General features: G+C 68.6%; 14 protein-coding genes and 1 tRNA gene. 5 read left to right on the top strand and 10 right to left on the bottom strand.

Annotation, left to right across the window (positions count from 1 at the left end; genetic code table 11):
• Positions 1 to 132: 132 nt before the first annotated feature.
• The 5 genes from FHR72_RS14275 to FHR72_RS14255 form a co-directional block, all read right to left on the bottom strand.
• A tRNA-Met gene (locus tag FHR72_RS14275) sits at positions 133 to 206 on the bottom strand.
• Between the two features lie 144 nt (positions 207 to 350).
• Complete coding sequence (locus FHR72_RS14270) at positions 351 to 1,739, bottom strand: FAD-binding oxidoreductase (RefSeq protein ID WP_183469033.1); 1,389 nt, start codon at positions 1,737 to 1,739, stop codon at positions 351 to 353.
• Positions 1,740 to 2,014: 275 nt separating this feature from the next.
• Positions 2,015 to 5,449 (bottom strand): ATP-binding protein, encoded by a 3,435-nt coding sequence (locus FHR72_RS14265; protein WP_183469031.1) that lies wholly within the window; start codon positions 5,447 to 5,449, stop codon positions 2,015 to 2,017.
• Positions 5,450 to 5,461: 12 nt separating this feature from the next.
• Positions 5,462 to 8,485: a UPF0182 family protein gene (locus tag FHR72_RS14260; protein ID WP_183469029.1), complete on the bottom strand. Its 3,024-nt coding sequence runs from the start codon at positions 8,483 to 8,485 to the stop codon at positions 5,462 to 5,464.
• An 88-nt stretch (positions 8,486 to 8,573) separates the two neighbouring features.
• Positions 8,574 to 9,596: a YlbL family protein gene (locus FHR72_RS14255; RefSeq protein WP_183469027.1), complete on the bottom strand. Its 1,023-nt coding sequence runs from the start codon at positions 9,594 to 9,596 to the stop codon at positions 8,574 to 8,576.
• 112 nt (positions 9,597 to 9,708) lie between these two features.
• Between FHR72_RS14255 and FHR72_RS14250 the strand changes: the two genes are divergently transcribed.
• Genes FHR72_RS14250 through FHR72_RS14240 form a run of 3 tightly spaced genes read left to right on the top strand, consistent with a single transcriptional unit; the run spans position 9,709 to position 13,344 of the window.
• Positions 9,709 to 11,082, top strand: coding sequence for a zinc-dependent metalloprotease (locus tag FHR72_RS14250; protein ID WP_183469025.1), 1,374 nt, complete (start codon positions 9,709 to 9,711; stop codon positions 11,080 to 11,082).
• Between the two features lie 60 nt (positions 11,083 to 11,142).
• Positions 11,143 to 11,964: a bacteriocin biosynthesis cyclodehydratase domain-containing protein gene (locus FHR72_RS14245; RefSeq protein WP_183469023.1), complete on the top strand. Its 822-nt coding sequence runs from the start codon at positions 11,143 to 11,145 to the stop codon at positions 11,962 to 11,964.
• A 42-nt stretch (positions 11,965 to 12,006) separates the two neighbouring features.
• Positions 12,007 to 13,344 (top strand): macrolide-binding ATPase MABP-1, encoded by a 1,338-nt coding sequence (locus FHR72_RS14240; RefSeq protein WP_183469021.1) that lies wholly within the window; start codon positions 12,007 to 12,009, stop codon positions 13,342 to 13,344.
• A 25-nt stretch (positions 13,345 to 13,369) separates the two neighbouring features.
• Here the strand turns inward: FHR72_RS14240 and FHR72_RS14235 are convergent, their stop codons facing one another.
• The 3 genes from FHR72_RS14235 to FHR72_RS14225 form a co-directional block, all read right to left on the bottom strand.
• Complete coding sequence (locus FHR72_RS14235) at positions 13,370 to 13,645, bottom strand: WhiB family transcriptional regulator (protein WP_183469019.1); 276 nt, start codon at positions 13,643 to 13,645, stop codon at positions 13,370 to 13,372.
• 165 nt (positions 13,646 to 13,810) lie between these two features.
• Positions 13,811 to 14,002, bottom strand: a complete 192-nt coding sequence (locus tag FHR72_RS14230) for a hypothetical protein (RefSeq protein WP_183469017.1) — start codon at positions 14,000 to 14,002, stop codon at positions 13,811 to 13,813.
• A 106-nt stretch (positions 14,003 to 14,108) separates the two neighbouring features.
• Entirely contained in the window at positions 14,109 to 16,232 is a 2,124-nt protein-coding gene (locus FHR72_RS14225) for an ATP-dependent DNA helicase UvrD2 (RefSeq protein WP_183469150.1), read from the bottom strand.
• 70 nt (positions 16,233 to 16,302) lie between these two features.
• Between FHR72_RS14225 and mrx1 the strand changes: the two genes are divergently transcribed.
• Complete coding sequence (gene mrx1 / locus FHR72_RS14220) at positions 16,303 to 16,554, top strand: mycoredoxin Mrx1 (RefSeq protein ID WP_183469015.1); 252 nt, start codon at positions 16,303 to 16,305, stop codon at positions 16,552 to 16,554.
• 9 nt (positions 16,555 to 16,563) lie between these two features.
• Here the strand turns inward: mrx1 and FHR72_RS14215 are convergent, their stop codons facing one another.
• A complete protein-coding gene (locus FHR72_RS14215) occupies positions 16,564 to 16,830 on the bottom strand; it encodes a helix-turn-helix domain-containing protein (protein WP_183469013.1) in 267 nt (88 codons plus the stop codon).
• An 87-nt stretch (positions 16,831 to 16,917) separates the two neighbouring features.
• Between FHR72_RS14215 and map the strand changes: the two genes are divergently transcribed.
• On the top strand, positions 16,918 to 17,703 hold the full coding sequence (gene map, locus FHR72_RS14210; protein ID WP_183469011.1) for a type I methionyl aminopeptidase: 786 nt from the start codon (positions 16,918 to 16,920) through the stop codon (positions 17,701 to 17,703).
• Positions 17,704 to 17,711: 8 nt separating this feature from the next.
• Here map and nudC read toward each other — a convergent pair whose 3' ends face one another.
• Positions 17,712 to 18,638 carry an NAD(+) diphosphatase gene (nudC, locus tag FHR72_RS14205; protein WP_183469009.1) on the bottom strand — a complete coding sequence of 309 codons (927 nt, stop codon included), beginning with the start codon at positions 18,636 to 18,638 and terminating at the stop codon, positions 17,712 to 17,714.
• Positions 18,639 to 18,691: the final 53 nt, after the last annotated feature.

Genomic DNA, 18,691 nt, shown 5'->3' with positions numbered 1-18,691 from the left:
GCGAGAGCTTTCCTGCCGCTGCCCGCAGAGGGGACGCCCGGCGGAGCCCGCATCGAGACCTCGTGCACGTCGCGTGTGCGCGCACCATTGAAAACGGCCCCCGGAGTTTCCTCCGAGGGCCGTTTCCTTTAGTAGCGGGGACAGGATTCGAACCTGCGACCTCTGGGTTATGAGCCCAGCGAGCTACCGAGCTGCTCCACCCCGCGACGGGTGAACGCTAGGTTACCGGGGCGGCCGCTCAGGCTCCAAATCGCCTGTTCATGACCGCATTGTCGGTGCCGAGCGTGCGCGAACTCAGGTTCTTCGGCGGCGTGGCGGCCGCAGACACGCACGGTCGCGGGAGAAGGGGGCTAGCTCTGTGTGCGGATCACCTGGCCCGTCGCCAGCACTCGCGCCGAGTCGTACCGGTCGGCCAGAGCCGCCAGCCAGTGCAGGGTGTCCTCGGAGTAGACCCGAGACGGTCGGACCGGGTCGTAGGACGGCGCGAAGTTCGGCATCTGCCCACCCGTCGACCATGGGCTCACAGACTGCGTCACCACCGACGCATGCTGCACGACCGCGTCGGCGATCTCGGGCATCAGCACGCCGATCACCGTCAAGGCATACGCGGCGTCTCGCTGGCAGAATGCGCTGCGGTGTCGGGGCTCACGCGCCAGCGCTCCGCCGAGCAGGCGCAGCTCGACAATGACCTGTGGCGAGCCGGAATTCGGCCCGGCAGCCGCCAGCAGCGCATCCACTGACTCCGCCGGAAGCTCGCGCACGAGCGCCTGATCCTCGTACACCGGCATGGGGTCCACCGGGTCGGCGTGGACCGCACCAATCGCTGCGTAGGGCAACACACCGACCGTATCCAGCACCGGCGTCGCAACGGCCCGCATAGGGGCCAGGATGCGCTCGGCCTCGTCGAAATCGCCGACGGCCGTGTAGCGCAGCGCCACCGTCATGCGACCGGCCAAGGGCTCCGGCACCCCAGGCAGCGGGGGCAGCTGCTGGATGGCGATCGAGGTGTTGACCGTCTCGGGGAGGCTCAGACTCCACGCCCGCCACGCGTGGAGCACCTCGGCGGCGTCTGAACCGTCGAAATAGATTGCTCCGCCGTAGAATTCGGCGATCGGGAGCAGGTCGATCTCGACCGCGGTGACGATGCCCAAGGTCGCCTTGCCGCCTCGCAGACCCCAGAACAGATCGGCGTTCTCATTCGGCGTCGCGCGCAGCAGCCGACCCTCACCGGTCACCACGTCGAAGGCACGAACATGATCCGACGACACCCCGACCGTCCGCACCAGCGGACCGATACCTCCCCCGGTGAGGAAACCGACGACGCCGACATTCGGTGCCGAACCACACAGTGGCGCAAGACCGTGCGGGGCGGCCACGTCGATCACGTCCTGCCACCGCGCACCGGCGCCGACCCATGCGGTGCGGTTCAGACCGTCGAGGACGACATGCTTCATCGCCGAGGTCTGTACGAGGAGGGTGTCAGCCCCCACACCGACGGCTCCGTGCCCTGTCGCCTGCACGGTCACGGTGAAGCCGTGCGCCGCGGCGAACCGGATCGTGCCGGCCACATCCTCCGGAGACGTGGCCAGGACCACCGCGGCCGGCGCCACCGACGCCGCCACATTCCAGGGCACACAGCGTTCGTAGCCGGGCTCCCCCGGCAGCGCTACATGGGTCGTCACCTGGTCGCGGAGCGAGCGCAGCGCGTCGCCGCGCGTCAGGTCCGTCGGAATCGTCATTGCAGTCCTTTCACCGCAGCTTCTGTCGACATGCAGAATCGCCGAGCAGGCTTGGCGGACCCTTGGGCCGGGGATTTAAGAATTATCCAAGTCGTCAGTCACGGCGGCCACCGGGGCGCACTGCGGCGGTGACGGCGCGCTCGATCGCCGCGAGCGCGCGGAAATGTACGGACAGTTCGGCGTGCCGCCGTGCAGACACGCGCGCTCGCGGTGCCGACACGCGCGCGGACTCGCAGACACGGACGGGCTTGCGATGCCGACGCACGGACTGGCGGTCAGGGAAGGGTGCGGGCCGCGTGCTGCACACTCGCCGTTCCCACAGCCTCGGCGTCCGCGGCGAGGGCGTGGGCCGCGGCGGAACGCTCCGGCGAGGGCTCCGCCAGCTGCAGCTCCAGCAGCCGGCAGCGCAGCAGCGCCGGCAGGCCAGACGTTCGCTCGGCGATCTGGCGGGCCAGCGCGATGTCGGCGTGCGCACGCTCCCGATCGCCCCGCAGCGCGTGCAGCCGCGCGGTCGCCAGCGCCACCGGACCCGCGATGCCCACCTGACCGATCACCGCGATCCTGTCCCGGAACGGGTCGAGCTCGGCCAGCAGAGGTTCGGCGAACTCCGGGAGTTCGTGATCGGCGGCCAGGTGGGCCAGCAGCGCATGATGACCCAGGGTGGTCCAGATGTGACCGCGGTCGGGGACTCCGGCCCAGGCGCGCAGGGTCGCGAGCGCCTCCTCCCGCGCCTGCGGGCCGGTCAACAGCGTCAGCACCGCGGTGCGGACGACACCCACCATCCCCATGCCGCCGGTCTCCTGGCTGGCACGCAGGTTGTTCCAGCTGGAGTCGACGGGCCCGCCCCTCTCTCGCAGCAGGGTCGCGGTCGCCAGCAACCCGCTGCCCGCCTCGTAGAGCTCGGTCTGTTCGTGCACATGCGCAGCGGTGGCGTGATGACGCTGCGCCTCGGCGAAGTCGCCGACCCACACCGCCAGCACCGCTTCCATCCACCGCAATTGCGCACGCAACACGGGCAATTGGAGTTCCTCGCTGCCGGCGATCCCGGCCTGCACGTGCGCGCGGACACCCGCGACGTCGCCGATATTCATCGCCGCCATCGTCGCCACGGAATGCGCGATCACCGCGTCCTCACGAGAACGACTGTGCTGCAAAGAGTTCAGCCGTGCCACCCAGTCGAGTGTCTGTTCGCTGAGCGTGGAGACCCCCGAGAAGGTGATGAGCCTGCCGACCAGGACATCGGCGATGACGTCGGGGTCACCGGTCGATTCCGCGAGGGCCTCGGCCCTGTCCAGCAATGCCGGCGCGACGGTCGAATCCGGGTTGTAACAGTGCCCTACCGCAAGGGCAGGCAGCACCCGTGCCGCCGACGCCGGGTCCGCCTCCGACAGGGCGGCTGCCCGGGCCAGCAGGTCCAGCAGCTCGCCGGGGTCGTGCCCGGGCGCCAGCCAAGGCCAACCGCCGCTGGCCCGCAGAAGGGCGCTCGCCACCCGGCCGGCCGACGCGATCCGGCCTGCGCGCAGCGCATCGCCGAGGTAGCGCTGGACGCTGTCGAGCACCAGCTGGCCGCGCCCCGCCCGCGAATGCGCCTCCAGCAGCTCCACGGTCAGCGCGTCGCGCTCGTCGTCGTCGCGGGCCGACGCCGGTTGCCGGTCGTAGGCGTCCAGCGCTGCCTGCCACCAGCGGGCGGCGATATCGGAACTCCATTGCGCCGCAGCATGTTCGGCAGCGAGCCTGCACGCCTGCACGACGACGGCGGGTTCGGCCAGCGGCTGGGCGGCCACCAGGTGCTGGGCGCGGCGCGTCAACGCGTCCTGGGCCGTGCTGTCGGCCAGCACCTCGGCGACCTTGGCATGGACCCGCTGTCGGCGCAGCGCCGGCATGCCCGCCAGCAACTGCTCGCGCAGGAGACCGTGGGCGAACTCGTAGCCGTCACCGGCGTGGCCCGCCACGATGATCCGTTCGTCGGCGGCCTCGTCGAGATAGTCCGCCAGCGTGTCGAGATCCAGCCTCGTCGCCTGCGCGAGCACCGGAACCGCTCCGGCGTCGATCGCGTCGCCGATCACGGCCGCGGCGCGCAACACCTGCACCACCGCGGGATCCAGGGCGGCCAGTCGCCGGTCGAGCACCGACCGCACCGCGTGCGGGATCTCGTTGCACGCCCGTTCCTCCCGGGGCAGCCGTGCGTACTCGGAGACGAAGAACGGGTTCCCGCCGGTACGGTCGGCTAGCTCAGCGGCTTCGGCCGCGGTGACCGTCTCCTCGGCCACCTCATTGACGAGCGTCTCGACATCGGCCGACGACAGTGCGGGCACCTCGATGTGCCGGTTGTCCTCCCCGCGGGCGATGGTGCTCAACAGGCGGGCGACCTCCGGTGCGTGCTCGCCGTCGCGCACCGTGACGATCACCAGCACGGGATGGTCCCTCAGCGACCCCGCGATGTAGGACAGACAGCTCGCCGACGCGGTGTCCGACCACTGCACATCGTCGACGACCACCGCGAGAATCCGCGGCGCCGCTTCGAGTAGACCCTGAACCCGTTCGTAGACAAGGAATCTGGCTGTGTCCGGGTCGGCATGCGGCGGCACTTCGAGGATTGCGTCGGCGTCGGCGCCCAGCGCCCGCACCAGATGACGCATCGGCCACCACGGCGGCGTGCCCCGTTCATCCGGGCAGTTCACCCACACCACGTCGCCGCCGTCGCCGGAGACGAGGCCGGCGATCTCTTCGGCGAAGCGCGTCTTGCCGATACCCGGCGGCCCGGACAGGACGAGCCACCGCGCCGCGCCCGCTCTCACCCGAGCCAGGACCTCGCGGGCCCTTACCAACTCGCGACCCCTGCCGATGAGGGGCGCCCGATGCGGCGCCGTCTCCGTCGGGGCCGCCGCCACCGGAGTCGGCTCCGGGGCCTGCGGTACCGCCGCCGCGCCCGTCCACTCCGGGGTCCGCGGCCAGCCCGCGAGTTCGGGCGCCTGACGCAGCACCGCGGTCTGCAGCTCGCGCAGTTCACGCCCGGGTTCGAGCCCGAGCTCGACATCCAGCACGCGGGCGTGCCGCGTGTAGGCCTCCAGGGCCTCGGCCGCCCGGCCAGCCCGGTACAGCGCCAGCATCTGCAGCCGACAGCCGCGGTCGGCCAGCGGATCGAGTTCCCGCAGCCGCGACACCTCGGTCAGCGCCGCGGACACCTTGCCGAGAGCCAGCAGCGAGATCGCCTTGCCGGCCAGGCATTCCACACGCATCTCGGCGATGCGCGCCGACTCCTCCCGTACCCATTCGGCATCGGCCATGTCCTCGAGCAGGCTGCCCCGCACCAGCGACAGCGCCGAGTCCGCCTCGGTGAGCGCCTCGGCCCAGCGCTCGGCGTCGATCGCCGCGGCAGCCCGTACGCACGCCGCGGTGAACACCGTGACGTCGACGTCGTCGGGTTGCGCGTCGAGGTAATAGCCGGGAGGTTGCCGCACGATCGGCGAGGCCATCTGGGACTCCCCGCGCAACGCCCGCCGCAGGTTGGAGATGTACACCTGCAGGCTCGCCGTGGCGCTGGCCGGGACGTCGTCGCCCCAGACGGCGTCGACGAGTCGATCCGTCGACACCACCCGACCCTGGGCCAGCAGCAGCGCAGCCAGCACCGTCCGTTGCTTGCGCGGGCCGACGTCGACCGGCGTTTCCCCGTGGACCACCTGCAGCGGTCCGAGCAACCGATAGCGCACCGCAGTGGGTGACTAGTTGGCGGCCTGGTAGTCGTTCATCGCGTCGTCCAGGCGTTGCAACGCTTCGCCGTATTGCGCGAAGTCACCGCTCTCCTGAGCGCCCCGCAGGGCATCCAGTGCCGCGTTGACGTTCTGCAGCGCAGCCGCTTTGGCCGCCGACAACTGCGTCGGTCCGGTCGGTGGCACCGCCACCGGAACCTCGGGCTGTTGCGCAGGCGGGGTCTGGCCGGGTCGCGTCGGCGGCACTGCGGCCGGCTGCTGACTACCGGTGGGCGGACGCTGCTGCGGCTGCTGACCCGCCGGCGGCTCGTTGGTGGCCGCGGGCCCCGTCGCCGTCGCGTCGGCACCCGGACCGAACAGGTCGGTCAGCGCCTCACGCACCGTGGGCCCGTACCCGATCTGGTCGTTGTACATCATTGCCACGCGGATGAGGCGGGGATAGGTGGACGCCGCATCGGTATTGCCCGGTGACGCATAGATCGGTGCGACGTACAGCAATCCGCCGGCGCCCATCGGCAGCGTCAGCAGGTTGCCCCACCGGATCCGGTTCTGGCCGTCGCGACCAATCTGACCCAGCTCAGTCGAGATCGCAGTGTCGGTACTGATCGCGTTGAACGCCAGCTTCGGTCCGTTGACCTGTCCCGGGACCGTCAGAACGGTGAGCCGACCGTATGTCTCGGGATCCGAGCTGGCGCTGATGTAGGCCGCCAGGAAGTCCCGTCGGAACCTGTTCATCGCGCTGGTCAGCTGGAACGACGTCGAATTGTTGTTCTCAGCAAGGTCTTTGGCCACGATGTAGTACGGCGGCTGGTAGCTGCTGGCCGTCGGGTTCGGATCGAGCGGGACGTCCCAGAAGTCCGAGGTCGAGAAGAACGTCACCGGGTCGTCGACGTGGTACTTGGCGAGCAGCGCACGCTGCACCTTGAACAGGTCCTCCGGATAGCGCAGGTGTTCCTGCAGCTCCGGGGTGATGTCGCTCTTGGGCTTCACCGTCTCGGGGAACACCTTCATCCACGCCTGCAGCACCGGGTCCTGCTCGTCCTGGGCGTACAGCGTCACGGTGCCGTCGTAGGCATCGACGGTGGCCTTGACGGAGTTGCGGATATAGGACACCTGCTTGTCGAGCTGCAGGCGATTCTGCGCCACCTCGTTGGAGTCGGTGGTCACCGACGACAACGTCGACAACTCCGAGTACGGGTAGTTGTCCAGCGTCGTGTAGCCGTCGACGATCCACACGATCCGCTCGTTGACGATCGCGGGATAGACCGACGTGTCGGTGGTCAGCCACGGGGCGACCGCCTCGACGCGGTCGGCCGGATCCCGGTTGAACAGGATCTTGCTGGTGTCGTTGATGACGTTGGAGAACAGGAAATTTCGCTCGGCATACTTCGCGGCGAACACGCTGCGGGTCAGCCAGTTGCCGATCGGGACGCCGCCACTTCCGGTGTAGGTGTAGTTGCGCGTGTCGGTGTTGGTTTCGTAGTCGTATTCACGCGGGGTACCGCTCTCGCCGACGATCGCGTAATCGTCGGCCGCACTGGCGATCACCGGACCGAAATAGATACGAGGCTGAGACAGCGGGGCAGGCCCGGGCGAGACCACCTCGCCGTTGGCGCCCACGACACTGGCCAGGAACTCCGGGTAGCCGCCGTTCTGGTTGGGGTCGTTGGCAATTCCGCGCACGGTGTTCGCCGGCGAGGCGATGAAGCCGTTGCCGTGGGTGAACACGGTGTGACGGTTGATCCAGTCGCGCTGGTTGTCGATCAGGCGGTCCGGATTCAGCTCACGCGCGGCGACCACGTAGTCGCGCAGATTGCCCTGCGCGTCGCGATAGCGGTCCATGTTGAGCCGCTCAGGGAAGTTGTAGAAGTTCTTGCCCTGCTGGAACTGCGTGAACGCCGGGCTGACGATGTTGGGGTCGAGGACCCGGATGTTCGAGGTGGTCGCCCTGTCGGCGGCCACCTGCTGCGCCGTCGCAGTCGCGTTGCCGGCATAGTCGCGGTAGGTGACCGTCTCCTCGGTCAGTCCGTAAGCCTGTCTCGTCGCGGTGATGCTGCGGCTGATGTACTCGCTCTCCTTCTGCGCCGCATTCGGCCGGACGCTGATCTGCTCCACCACCAGCGGCCAGCCGGCGCCGACCACCAGCGACGACAACAGCAGCAGCACGACGCCGATCGCGGGAATGCGAAGGTCGCGCAGCACGATCGCGGAGAACACCGCCACCGCACAGATGACCGCGATGGCCAGCAGGATCAGCTTGGCCGGCAAGACCGCGTTGATGTCGGTGAAGCCTGCACCGGTGAACGGCTTGCCGCCCCGGGTGTGGCTGAGCAGCTCGTAGCGGTCCAGCCAGTACGCGACGGCCTTGAGCAGCATCAGCAGGCCCACCAGGGTGATCAGCTGGATGCGCGCGGCTCGGCTGAGTGCACCGTTGCGGCCGGCCAGCCGGATGCCGCCGAAAAGGTAGTGGCCCAAGAGGTTCGCGACGAAGGCCAGGAAGGTGGCGACGAACAAGTAGGACAGGATCAGCCGGTAGAACGGCAGATCGAAGGCGTAGAAGCCGAGATCGATGCCGAACTGCGGATCAGCGACACCGAAGCTGCCGCCGTGCAGGAACAGCTGCACCTGCTGCCAGTAGCTCTGCGCCACAAAGCCTGCGAGCACACCGATGAATGCCGGCACCCCGATGCCCACGAGCCGCAGCCGCGACATCACCGCGGTGCGGTAGCGCGCGATCGGATCGTTGGGCCCGGCGGTGGGAACGAACACCGGGCGGGTGCGGTAGGCCAGCGCCAGCGCGGCGAACACCACCGCGCCCAGCAGGATCGCCACGACGAAGAAGATGATCACCCGCGTCACGAGCTGCGTGGTGAACACCGACCGATAGCCGAGCTCGCCGAACCACAGCCAGTCGACATAGGTGTCGACCAAGCGTGGTCCCAACAGCAACAGCACCACGAGGGCCGCGGCGATCGCGATCAGAACCCGGCTTCGTTGCGTCAGCTTCGGCATTCGTGCCGCGGGCCGCATACCCACTCAATTACTCCACTCTCGGAAATTCCCAGCAGATTTACAGGTGCTTCGACTCAGCCCTCACTTTACGCATCCGCCCGACACCCCCGCCTTAGCAGCGTGGAGGTTCGCCACCAGCGGAAAGGGTGCGCAGGCCGTCGATGGCGTGCTCGAGAGTGTCGACCTTCAGCAGATCGACGCCGTCGACGTCGGCGGTCTTGGCTTCAGCGCAATTGTCGGCGGGGACCAGGAACGTGGTGGCGCCCGCTTCCTGGGCGGCCACGATCTTGTGGGTGATGCCGCCGATGGAGCCCACCTTCCCGTCGCCGGTGATGGTGCCGGTGCCGGCCACGAACTTGCCGCCGTTGATGTCGCCGGTGGTGAGCTTGTCGACGACCGCGAGACTGAACATCAAACCGGCCGACGGCCCGCCGACGTTGGCCAGGTTGAAGTCGATGGTGAACGGGGCCCACGGCGCGTCGAGGACATTGACCCCGAGGAAGCCCTGCTCGCGCTCCGGGTGCTTGCCGAGCGTGATCTCGGTGGTTCCCGCCGGTTCGTTCTTGCGGCGGTAGTCGATGACGACCGTGTCGCCGGGCTTGGTGGGTTTCAGCAGGGCCTGGAACTGTTCCAACGTGGCGACGGGCGTGTTGTTCACCGCATCGATGGCATCGCCGGCCTGCAGCTTGCCTTTCGACGGGCCGGCGTCGTCGATGCTCTCGACGGTGACGGCCATCGGATACTCCAGGTAGTGCAGCGCGGCGTACTCGGCGCTGTCCTCGGACTGGCGGAAGTCGGCGGTGTTCGCCTCGTCGATTTCCTCTCTCGACTTGTCCGGCGGGTAGACCAGCTCGCGCGGGATCAGCTGATCCCGACCGGACGCCCAGAAGATCATCGCCTGGCCCAGGGTCAGCCCGTCACGCTGCGACACCGTCGTCATGTTCAGGTGGCCGGAAGTCTTGTGAACGTCGGCGCCCTCGATGTCGACGACCTGTCTGCCGTCGACTTCCCCGAGCGTGTCGAAGGTGGGGCCGGGCCCGAGTGCGACGTACGGGACCGTGACCGCAGACAGCAGTATCCCGAAGATCAGGATCGGCACCACCGCGACGATCATGGTCGAAATCCGCCTGTTCACGCCGCCCACAGTAGAGGTCCGTGTCCGCGGCGAGCCGCGAAGACCACCGGGTTCACTCTCAGCGTGACCCGCACAGCCGCACGCCGTGCCCGTCATGAGTACCGTTGGGGGCATGGCTGACCTGCCCTTCGGCTTCTCCGCCGGGGACGACCCCGACCGTGACAAACGTAAGGACAACTCCGGATCCGGACCAGGATCAGGGGGCGACCCCTTCGGCGCGGGCTTCCCGGGCGGCGAGTTCGACATGTCGCAGCTCGGACAGATTTTCTCCAAGCTGGGCGAAATGTTCAGCGGCGCAGGCACGTCGATGGCCGGCGGGCAGTCCGCGGGCCCGGTGAACTACGACCTCGCCCGTCAACTCGCCTCGAGTTCGATCGGTTTCGTCGCGCCCGTTCCCGAGCAGACCACGAATGCGATCTCCGACGCCGTGCGGCTCGCCGAGACGTGGCTCGACGGTGTCACCCCCCTGCCCGCGGGCACCACCCGGACGGTGGCGTGGACGCCGACGGACTGGATCGACCACACGATGGACACCTGGAAGCGGCTGTGCGACCCCGTCGCCGAGCAGATCTCATCGGTGTGGGCGCAGGCGCTGCCCGAGGAAGCCAAGGCGATGGCCGGGCCGCTGCTGGCGATGATGTCGCAGATGGGCGGCATGGCGTTCGGTTCCCAGCTGGGCCAGGCCCTCGGCAAGCTGTCCAAAGAAGTACTGACCTCCACCGACATCGGGCTTCCGCTGGGACCCAAGGGTGTCGCGGCGCTGATACCCGAGGCGGTCGAAGCGCTGGCCGAGGGTCTCGAGCAGCCCCGTAGCGAGATCGTCACGTTCCTCGCCGCGCGCGAGGCCGCCCATCACCGGCTGTTCAGCCACGTGCCGTGGCTGTCGAGCCAGCTGCTCAGCGCTGTCGAGGCGTTCGCCAAGGGCACCAAGATCGACATGTCCGGTATCGAGGAGTTCACCCGCGGCTTCAACCCCGCCTCGCTGACCGACCCGTCGGAGATGGAACAGCTTCTCAACCAGGGCATCTTCGAGCCCAAGGCCACCCCCGAGCAGACCGCGGCGCTGGAGCGGCTGGAAACCCTGCTGGCCCTGATCGAGGGCTGGGTGCAGACCGTCGTCTCGGACGCCCTCGGCGACCGGATTCCCGGAACGTCGGCGCTGAGCGAAATGCTGCGCCGGCGCCGGGCCACCGGCGGGCCCGCCGAGCAGACCTTCGCCACACTGGTGGGTCTCGAACTGCGCCCCCGCAAGATGCGCGAGGCCGCCGACCTCTGGCGCAGGCTGACCGAGACCGTCGGTGCCGACGCCCGCGACGGTGTCTGGCAGCACCCTGATCTCCTGCCCGACGCCGGGGATCTCGACGAGCCGGCGGGCTTCATCGACCGGATGATCGGCGGGGACACCAGCGGCATCGAAGAGGCGATCGCCGATCTTGAGCGCGATTTCCGCCGCGGCGACACCGGTCCCGAGGAACCCACCCCGTAGCCCTGCCGCACCCTGTGGATAACTCCGCTGGGTGTCGGCGCGCCGTGTCAGTGTCGACGCATGACGCGATACGCGCTCAGCCCCACGACCCCGGTGCTGTCCCGACCTGACGGCACCGTCCAGGTCGGGTGGGATCCGCGCCGCGCGGTGGTGGTCCGCCCGCCGACCGGACTGTCGGGCCCCGTGCTCATCGAACTGCTGCGCACTCTGCAGGACGCGGCGACCGCCCCGCAGTTGCACCGCCTGGCGGCAGGGCACGGTGTGGCCGCCGCCGTGGTCGACGAGCTGGTCTCACATCTGGCGCAGAGGGGCGTCATCACCAGCGCTCCCCGTGACCACATCCGCGCCGCCTCGGTACGGGTGCACGGCAGCGGCCCGCTGTCGGATCTGCTCACCGCGTCACTGCGCTGCTCGAACGTGCGGGTCAGCCAAAGCACCCGCACGAACGCCTCGACCGCCCGGCCCGACCTCGTGGTGCTCACCGATTACCTGGTCGCCGACCCCCGGCTGGTGCGCGATCTGCACGAGATCGGCATGCCGCACATGCCGGTGCGGGTGCGTGACGGCACAGGACTGGTCGGCCCCCTGGTGATTCCCGGCAAGACCAGCTGCCTGCGGTGCGCTGACCTGCACCGCAGCGACAGGGACGCGGCGTGGCCGGCGGTCGCCGCGCAGTTGTGCCACACCATCGGCACCGCTGACCGGGCCACCGTCCTGGCCACGGCGGCCCTGGCACTGCACCAGATCGATCACGTCATCCGCGCGGTGCGGGGCGAGTCGACCGAGACCCCGTCGACCATGGACACCACCCTGGAATTCGACGTCGCCCACGGCGCCATCGAGGCCAGGCGATGGTCCCGGCACCGCAACTGCTCATGTTGACAACTGGTGTTTCCAACTGGTTGGTGGAAGTTCAGTTCGGTCGTGGATGATGGACTGGTGAGCGAGATCAAGCGGGGTCGGGCAGCGCGCAACGCCAAGCTGGCATCGCTGCCCGTCGGCATGGCGGGGCGCGCGGCCCTCGGGTTCGGCAAGAGACTGACCGGCAAGTCGAAAGACGAGGTCAACGCCGAATTGATGGACAAGGCCGCACAGCAGCTCTTCACGGTGCTCGGCGAGCTCAAGGGCGGCGCGATGAAAGTCGGCCAGGCCCTCTCGGTGATGGAAGCCGCCATCCCGGAGCAGTACGGCAAGCCCTACCGCGAGGCGCTGACCAAGCTGCAGCGGGAGGCGCCGCCGATGCCGGCGGCCCGGGTGCATCGCGTCCTCGATCAGCAGCTCGGCACGAAATGGCGCGAACGGTTCCAATCCTTCGACGACAAGGCCGTCGCCTCGGCCAGCATCGGCCAGGTGCACAAGGCGGTATGGGCCGACGGGCGCGAGGTCGCCGTCAAGATCCAGTACCCCGGGGCCGACGAAGCGCTGCGCGCCGACCTGAAGACGATGCAGCGGATGGTCGGCGTGCTCAGGCAGCTCTCCCCCGGTGCCGATGTCCAGGGCGTCGTCGACGAACTGATCGAGCGCACCGAGATGGAACTCGACTACCGGCAGGAAGCCGACAATCAGCGCGCGTTCGCCAAGGCTTACGACGGCGACCCGCACTTCGTCGTCCCCCACGTGGTCGCCAGCGCCCCGAAGGTCGTCATCCAGGAGTGGATCGAAGGCATTCCGCTGTCGCACATCATCAGGGAAGGCACGCAGGAGCAGCGCGATCTGATGGCGACCCGGCTGTTCGAATTCTGCAACGAGGCGCCGTCACGGTTGGAGATGGTGCACGGCGACGCCCATCCCGGAAACTTCATGCTGATGCCCGGAGACAAGATGGGCATCATCGATTTCGGTGCGGTGGCCCCCATGCCGGGCGGTTGGCCGGTCGAGCTCGGCCAGATCCTGCGCTACGCGGTAGACAAGAACTACGACAAGCTGCTGCCGACGATGGAGCGGGCCGGCTTCATCCAGAAGGGCCAGCAGGTCTCGACCCGCGAGATCGACGACATGCTCAAACAATATGTCGAGCCGCTGGAGGTTCCCGTCTTCCACTACAGCCGCAAGTGGCTACAGCGGATGACGGCACTCGAACTCGACAAGGCCGCCGGACAGATCAAAACCGCACGGCAGATGGACATCCCGCCCAAGTTGGCGATCCCGATGCGCGTGATCGCGTCCATCGTCGCGATCTCCTGTCAACTCGACGCACATGTCGACACCCGACGCATCGCCGACGAGACGGTGCCGGGGTTCGCCAACCCGGACGAGGTGTGACGGTGGCCCTGCCGCCGCGTGAATCTCACGCGGCGACAGGGTCTTTCGCATCCTTACGGGGCCGTCCGCGCGGCCGCTTGCGGGCGATGACGGTACCCCGGTCGAGGATCTCCCCGCCCCAGACGCCCCACGGTTCCTGACGCTCCAGCGCAGCGTTCAGGCATTCCCGCCGGATCGGGCAGTCCGCGCAGAACGCCTTGGCGCGTTCCAGATCGCTTGGGTCCTCGGCGAACCACAGGTCGGCTTCCTCGACATGACACGGCACTGTCGGCTTCGTCATCTCGCATGTCGGCGAAGACATGTCCGGTCCTCTGCTTCCTGGTCGTTGATTCCTGTCGAACTTCTTCTGTCTGAACTCTTTTCGCGGGATCTGTGACCAGGTCGTCTTCTGTTCGGGACAAACAAGAAGGCCACGGATCCGTGATCGCGGGTCCGTGGCCTGTGGTGGCGGGGGGCTTGTTCCTGGCTAGTACCGGGAGTAGGCCCTCACGGACGCGACGATCGTGCCGGCGGCGGCGCGACGCTTACGCGGCGCAGCGGCGGCGCGGGCTGCGATGGGATGCACGGGGTGCTCGACAGTCGCCGGGGAGGCGACAGGGAGGGTCCAGGGCATGCTGACAGCAGCGCTTACGCCGACGACGTGGTTATTGCTGATCATGATTACGCACCCTCCTCTCACATGGCATCCGTCTGTGTGTTCTGAGGTTAGACGGTAGCAGGAAAAACCCACAACACATTTTTGACCAGCGCTTTTGGCACGATCTTTACGATTTCTGGCGGCCCTTCACCAGGGCCAGCACGTCGGGACCGAACTGCTCGAGCTTGCGCGCCCCGATGCCGGGGATCGCCACCAGCGCGGCGTCGTCGGTCGGAAGGGTCTCGGCGATGGCGATGAGGGTGTTGTCGGTGAACACCACGTAGGCGGGCACGCTCATCTCTTTGGAGATCCGCAGCCGCCAGTCCTTCAGTGCCCCGAGCAGGTCCTCATCGATGTCGGAGGGGCAGGTCTCGCAGCGGCGGAGCATGATCGCCGGCGGTGAGCTCAATGGGGCGTTGCACACCCGGCACCGGGGAGCCGGGCCCCGCGCCTTGCGCGGCTTGCTCGGACCGTCGTCGCGCTGCGATTGCGGCGCGATGCCGTTGAGGAACCGCGACGGCCGCCTGCCCTGCCGGCCCCCGGGATTGCGCGCCAGGGCCCAGCTCAGCGTCAGGTGCACCCGGGCCCTGGTGACGCCGACATAGAGCAGTCGGCGCTCCTCTTCGACCGGCTCGCTGTCGGGGCCGTGGGTCAGCGCATGCGAGATCGGCAACGTGCCGTCGGCCAGGCCGACCAGGAACACCGCATCCCATTCCAGACCTTTCGCCGCATGCAACGAGGCCAGGGTGACGCCCTGCACCACGGGCGGGTGCCGCGAGTCGGCGCGCTGGCGGAGCTCGGCGAGCAGTGCCCGCAGATCCAGCTGAGGTCGCTGGGCCACCTCGTCGTCGACCAGTTCGGCCAGGGCGACCAGCGCCTCCCACCGGTCGCGGGCTTGGGAACCCTGGGGCGGCTCGGCCGTCAGCCCCAACGGCTCCAGGGCGGCGCGGAAGATCTCCGGCAGGGCCCCGGTCGTGTCTTCCTGCATGCGCTCGGCGGTGCGCTGCAGCGCCAGCAGGGCCTGGCGGATCTCCTGGCGGCTGAAGAACCCCTCGCCGCCGCGCACCTGGAACGGGATGCCGGCCTCGGTCAGCGCCTCCTCGTATACCTCCGACTGCGCATTGATGCGGTAGAGCACCGCGACTTCCGATGCGGCGGTGCCGGATTCAATGAGCGTCTTGATGCTACGCGCGACAGCGGTGGCTTCGGCGACCTCGTCGGGATACTCCCTGAACACCGGGTTCGGACCGGGCGGACGCTGGCCCACCAGATGCAGCTTGCTACCTGCCATGCGGCCGCGGGCGGCGGAGATCACGCGGTTGGCCAGCGACACGACCTGCGGGGTGGACCGGTAGTCGCGTTCGAGCCGCACCACCGCCGCATCAGGGAAGCGCCGGGAGAAGTCGAGCAGGTAGCGCGGTGAGGCACCGGTGAACGAGTAGATGGTCTGGTTCGCGTCGCCGACGACGGTCAGGTCGTCGCGGCCACCGAGCCACGCGTCGAGCACCCGCTGCTGCAGCGGGGTGACGTCCTGGTATTCGTCGACGACGAAGCAGCGGTAGCGATCGCGGAACTCCTGGGCGACAGCCGGGTCGCTCTCGATGGCCGCCGCGGTGTGCAGCAGCAGGTCGTCGAAATCGAGGAGCGTCATGCCTTCCCGACGGGTCTTGAGCGCCTCGTAGGTGGAGTACACCGCGGCGATCTTGGCGGCGTCGAACGGGATGTCGCGCGCGGCGTCGGCCACGGCCTTGGCGTAGGTCTCCGGGGTGATCAGTGACGCCTTGGCCCATTCGATCTCACCGGCGAGGTCACGCACGTTCTCGGTGCCCGTCGGCAGCCCTGCCCGGTTGGCCGCTTGCGCGACGACGGCGAACTTGCTGTCCATCAGCTGCCAGTCGGTGTTGCCGACGACCCGGGGCCAGAAATACGCCAGCTGACGCCGGGCCGCGGCGTGGAACGTCTGCGCCTGCACCCCGCCCGTACCGGCACCCTCGTCGAGGGCCCGCAACCGGCCCCGCATCTCCCCGGCCGCACGCTGGGTGAACGTCACGGCGAGAACCTGGCCGGGGGCGACATGCCCTGCGGTCACCAGGTGGGCGATGCGGCGGGTGATCGTGCGGGTCTTCCCGGTGCCCGCTCCGGCGAGCACGCACACCGGACCCCGCGGGGCCAGTACCGCCTCCCGCTGTTCCTCGTCGAGGTCGCCCAGCAGCCGGTCGCGGGAGGCCGTGGGGGACATGGCGACCATCATGTCAGCGCGGCCCGACAAACGCGGTCCTCGGGACGGGCATGTTGGCGACGTCGACTACGTTGAAGGTCTTATGAGCACTGATGACGCCGCCTTGACCATGTACACGACCACGTGGTGCGGCTACTGCTCCCGGCTCAAGATGGCACTGAAGTCGGAGGGCATCGCCTGGACCGAGGTCGACATCGAAGCCGACCCCACGGCCGCGGAGTTCGTCGGATCCGTCAACGGAGGCAACCACGTCGTGCCGACGGTCAAGTTCGCCGATGGTTCGACGCTGACCAATCCGAGCATCAAGCAGGTCAAGGCCAAGCTCGCCGGCTGAGCCGGCGGTTCAGATGGCGATCTGCTCGTCGCCGTCCCCGCGCCACACCTCGACTGCGTCCTGAAGCGCAAGACCCAGGGCGTCGCACAACCCCACGACGGTTCCGAAGCTGGGGCTGGGCATGCGTCCGACCTCGATCTTGCGCAGTGTTTCCGGTGAGATTCCGGCGGCGCGGGCGATCGCCTCGGCGGGACGGCCGGCGCGCGCGGTTCTGATCAACGCGCCCAGCCGACGACCGGCTTGGAGCTGCTCGGGGCTGAGGGGTTCACGCACCATCCAACCAGCTTAGCCCTTTCGGTATTAAAGTACCGGCAGTGGTAGCGTCGGTACGGTATTTAAATACCGAGACCGCGGAGTTGCCGGATGATCGAACTGAAGAGCGCCAGGGAAATCGACAAGATGGCCGTCACCGGCGAGTTCGTCGCGCACACCCTGACCACACTGGCGCGGGAGGCCGAGCCGGGCGTGAACCTCCTGCAGCTGGAGCATCGCGCCCGCGATCTCGTCGCCGAGCGCGGAGCAACCTCCTGCTACTGGGACTACGCGCCGTCCTTCGGTAGCGGACCGTTCCGCAATGTGATCTGCCTGTCGGTCAACGACGGTGTGCTGCACGGACTTCCGCATGACTATGTGTTGCGCGACGGCGATGTGCTCACCATGGACTTCGCGGTCGAGATCGACGGCTGGACGGCCGACTCCGCGGCCACCGTGGTCGTCGGCCAGAACCGCGATCCCGCCGATTTGGCATTGGTCGACTCGACCCGCCGCGCCCTGGCCGCCGGCATCGCCGCCGCGGTCCCCGGCGGGCACCTCGGCGACATCTCGGCGGCCATCGGCGCCGTCGCTGCCACAGACGGCTACGCGGTCAACACCGACTTCGGGGGCCACGGCATCGGCCGGACGATGCACGAGGACCCGCACGTCCCGAACCGCGGAAAGCCGGGACGAGGGCTGCTGTTAAAGCCAGGGATGACCCTGGCGCTGGAACCGTGGTGGGGACGCGGGACGAACCGCCTGGTCGTCGACCCCGACGGTTGGACGTTGCGCTCGGCCGACGGGTCCAACACCGCCCACTCCGAGCACACGATCGCCGTCACCGAGGACGGCCCCCGGGTGCTCACCGCCGGTGTGCTGGCCGAGAAAGGTTGACGCGCAACCTAATCGAGCGCAGCCCAGGACTCGATGATCTCGCGGGCGATCGAGATGGACCCGGGCAGAAGCAGCCGGGAGCTGTTGTCCGATCCCCAATCGCCCTGGGCGAGCGCCTCGCGGATCTCCGCGCGGGTGAACCAGGCCGCCTCGGCGATCTCGCCGTCGTTGAACGCGAACGGCTGCTCCGGATCGCCCAGGGCATGAAAACCGATCATCAGCGACCGGGGGAACGGCCACGGCTGCGACCCCAGGTACTCCACGTCGGTGACGGTGAGGCCGATCTCCTCGGCGATCTCGCGGGCCACACACGTCTCGAAGGACTCCCCCGCCTCGACGAAGCCGGCCAGGATCGAGAACAACCGCGGTGGCCACACCGTCTGCCGGGCCAGCACGGCGCGGTCGTGCCCGTCGTGGACCAGACAGATGACCGCCGGGTCGATCCGAGGGAACTCCTCATGGCCCGTGACGGGATTGATCCGCGCCCAACCGCTCTTGATCGGCGTGGTCGGAGCGCCGTCCACCGGGCTGAACCGGGCGTTGTCGTGCCAGTTCAGCAGTGCGGTCGCCGTGGCGACCAGCTGCGCGCTGACGTCGTCGAAGACGTCGCCCGTGCGGCGCAGATCCAGAACCTGCGTCGGCGCCGACGAATCCTCCGGCGGTTCGAGTTCGGACCGCAATGCCCAGACGTGCCGGCCGTCGTCGAGCTTGCCGAGGAAAACGGCATTCTCCGGTGGCGCGTCCCCGGCTGCGCTCGCCCGGTTGAGCACCGCGCGACCGTCGCAGATCAGCACCTGGTTTCGCCGGTCCACCCGGAGCAACAGCGCGTCCGGCCAGCCGGCGACGGCGGCATCGATGTCGGTGCGCAGGGTGTCCGCACGGTCGGCGCCCACCCGGGACAGCAGCGGGACGTTGCGCAGCCGAAACGCCGTCATCGGTACCTTCTGCTCTTCGCGCAAGCGCTCATCGGTGCTGTCTCCTCTTCGCG

The sequence above is a fragment of the Mycolicibacterium iranicum genome (assembly GCF_014190915.1).
In the GTDB taxonomy this organism is placed as follows: domain Bacteria; phylum Actinomycetota; class Actinomycetes; order Mycobacteriales; family Mycobacteriaceae; genus Mycobacterium; species Mycobacterium iranicum_B.
The sequence above is the reverse complement of the archived record's forward strand: the minus strand, read 5'-3'. Positions and strand labels throughout refer to the sequence as shown.

What these genes read in the sequence shown, in the direction of transcription:
- FHR72_RS14235 (WP_183469019.1), bottom strand. Translation starts at nt 13,645, where the DNA reads ATGTCTTCGCCGACATGCGAGATGACGAAGCCGACAGTGCCGTGTCAT.
- nudC (WP_183469009.1), bottom strand. Translation starts at nt 18,638, where the DNA reads ATGACGGCGTTTCGGCTGCGCAACGTCCCGCTGCTGTCCCGGGTGGGC.
- FHR72_RS14270 (WP_183469033.1), bottom strand. Translation starts at nt 1,739, where the DNA reads ATGACGATTCCGACGGACCTGACGCGCGGCGACGCGCTGCGCTCGCTC.
- FHR72_RS14215 (WP_183469013.1), bottom strand. Translation starts at nt 16,830, where the DNA reads ATGGTGCGTGAACCCCTCAGCCCCGAGCAGCTCCAAGCCGGTCGTCGG.
- FHR72_RS14225 (WP_183469150.1), bottom strand. Translation starts at nt 16,232, where the DNA reads ATGATGGTCGCCATGTCCCCCACGGCCTCCCGCGACCGGCTGCTGGGC.
- FHR72_RS14245 (WP_183469023.1), top strand. Translation starts at nt 11,143, where the DNA reads ATGACGCGATACGCGCTCAGCCCCACGACCCCGGTGCTGTCCCGACCT.
- FHR72_RS14230 (WP_183469017.1), bottom strand. Translation starts at nt 14,002, where the DNA reads ATGATCAGCAATAACCACGTCGTCGGCGTAAGCGCTGCTGTCAGCATG.
- mrx1 (WP_183469015.1), top strand. Translation starts at nt 16,303, where the DNA reads ATGAGCACTGATGACGCCGCCTTGACCATGTACACGACCACGTGGTGC.
- FHR72_RS14250 (WP_183469025.1), top strand. Translation starts at nt 9,709, where the DNA reads ATGGCTGACCTGCCCTTCGGCTTCTCCGCCGGGGACGACCCCGACCGT.
- map (WP_183469011.1), top strand. Translation starts at nt 16,918, where the DNA reads ATGATCGAACTGAAGAGCGCCAGGGAAATCGACAAGATGGCCGTCACC.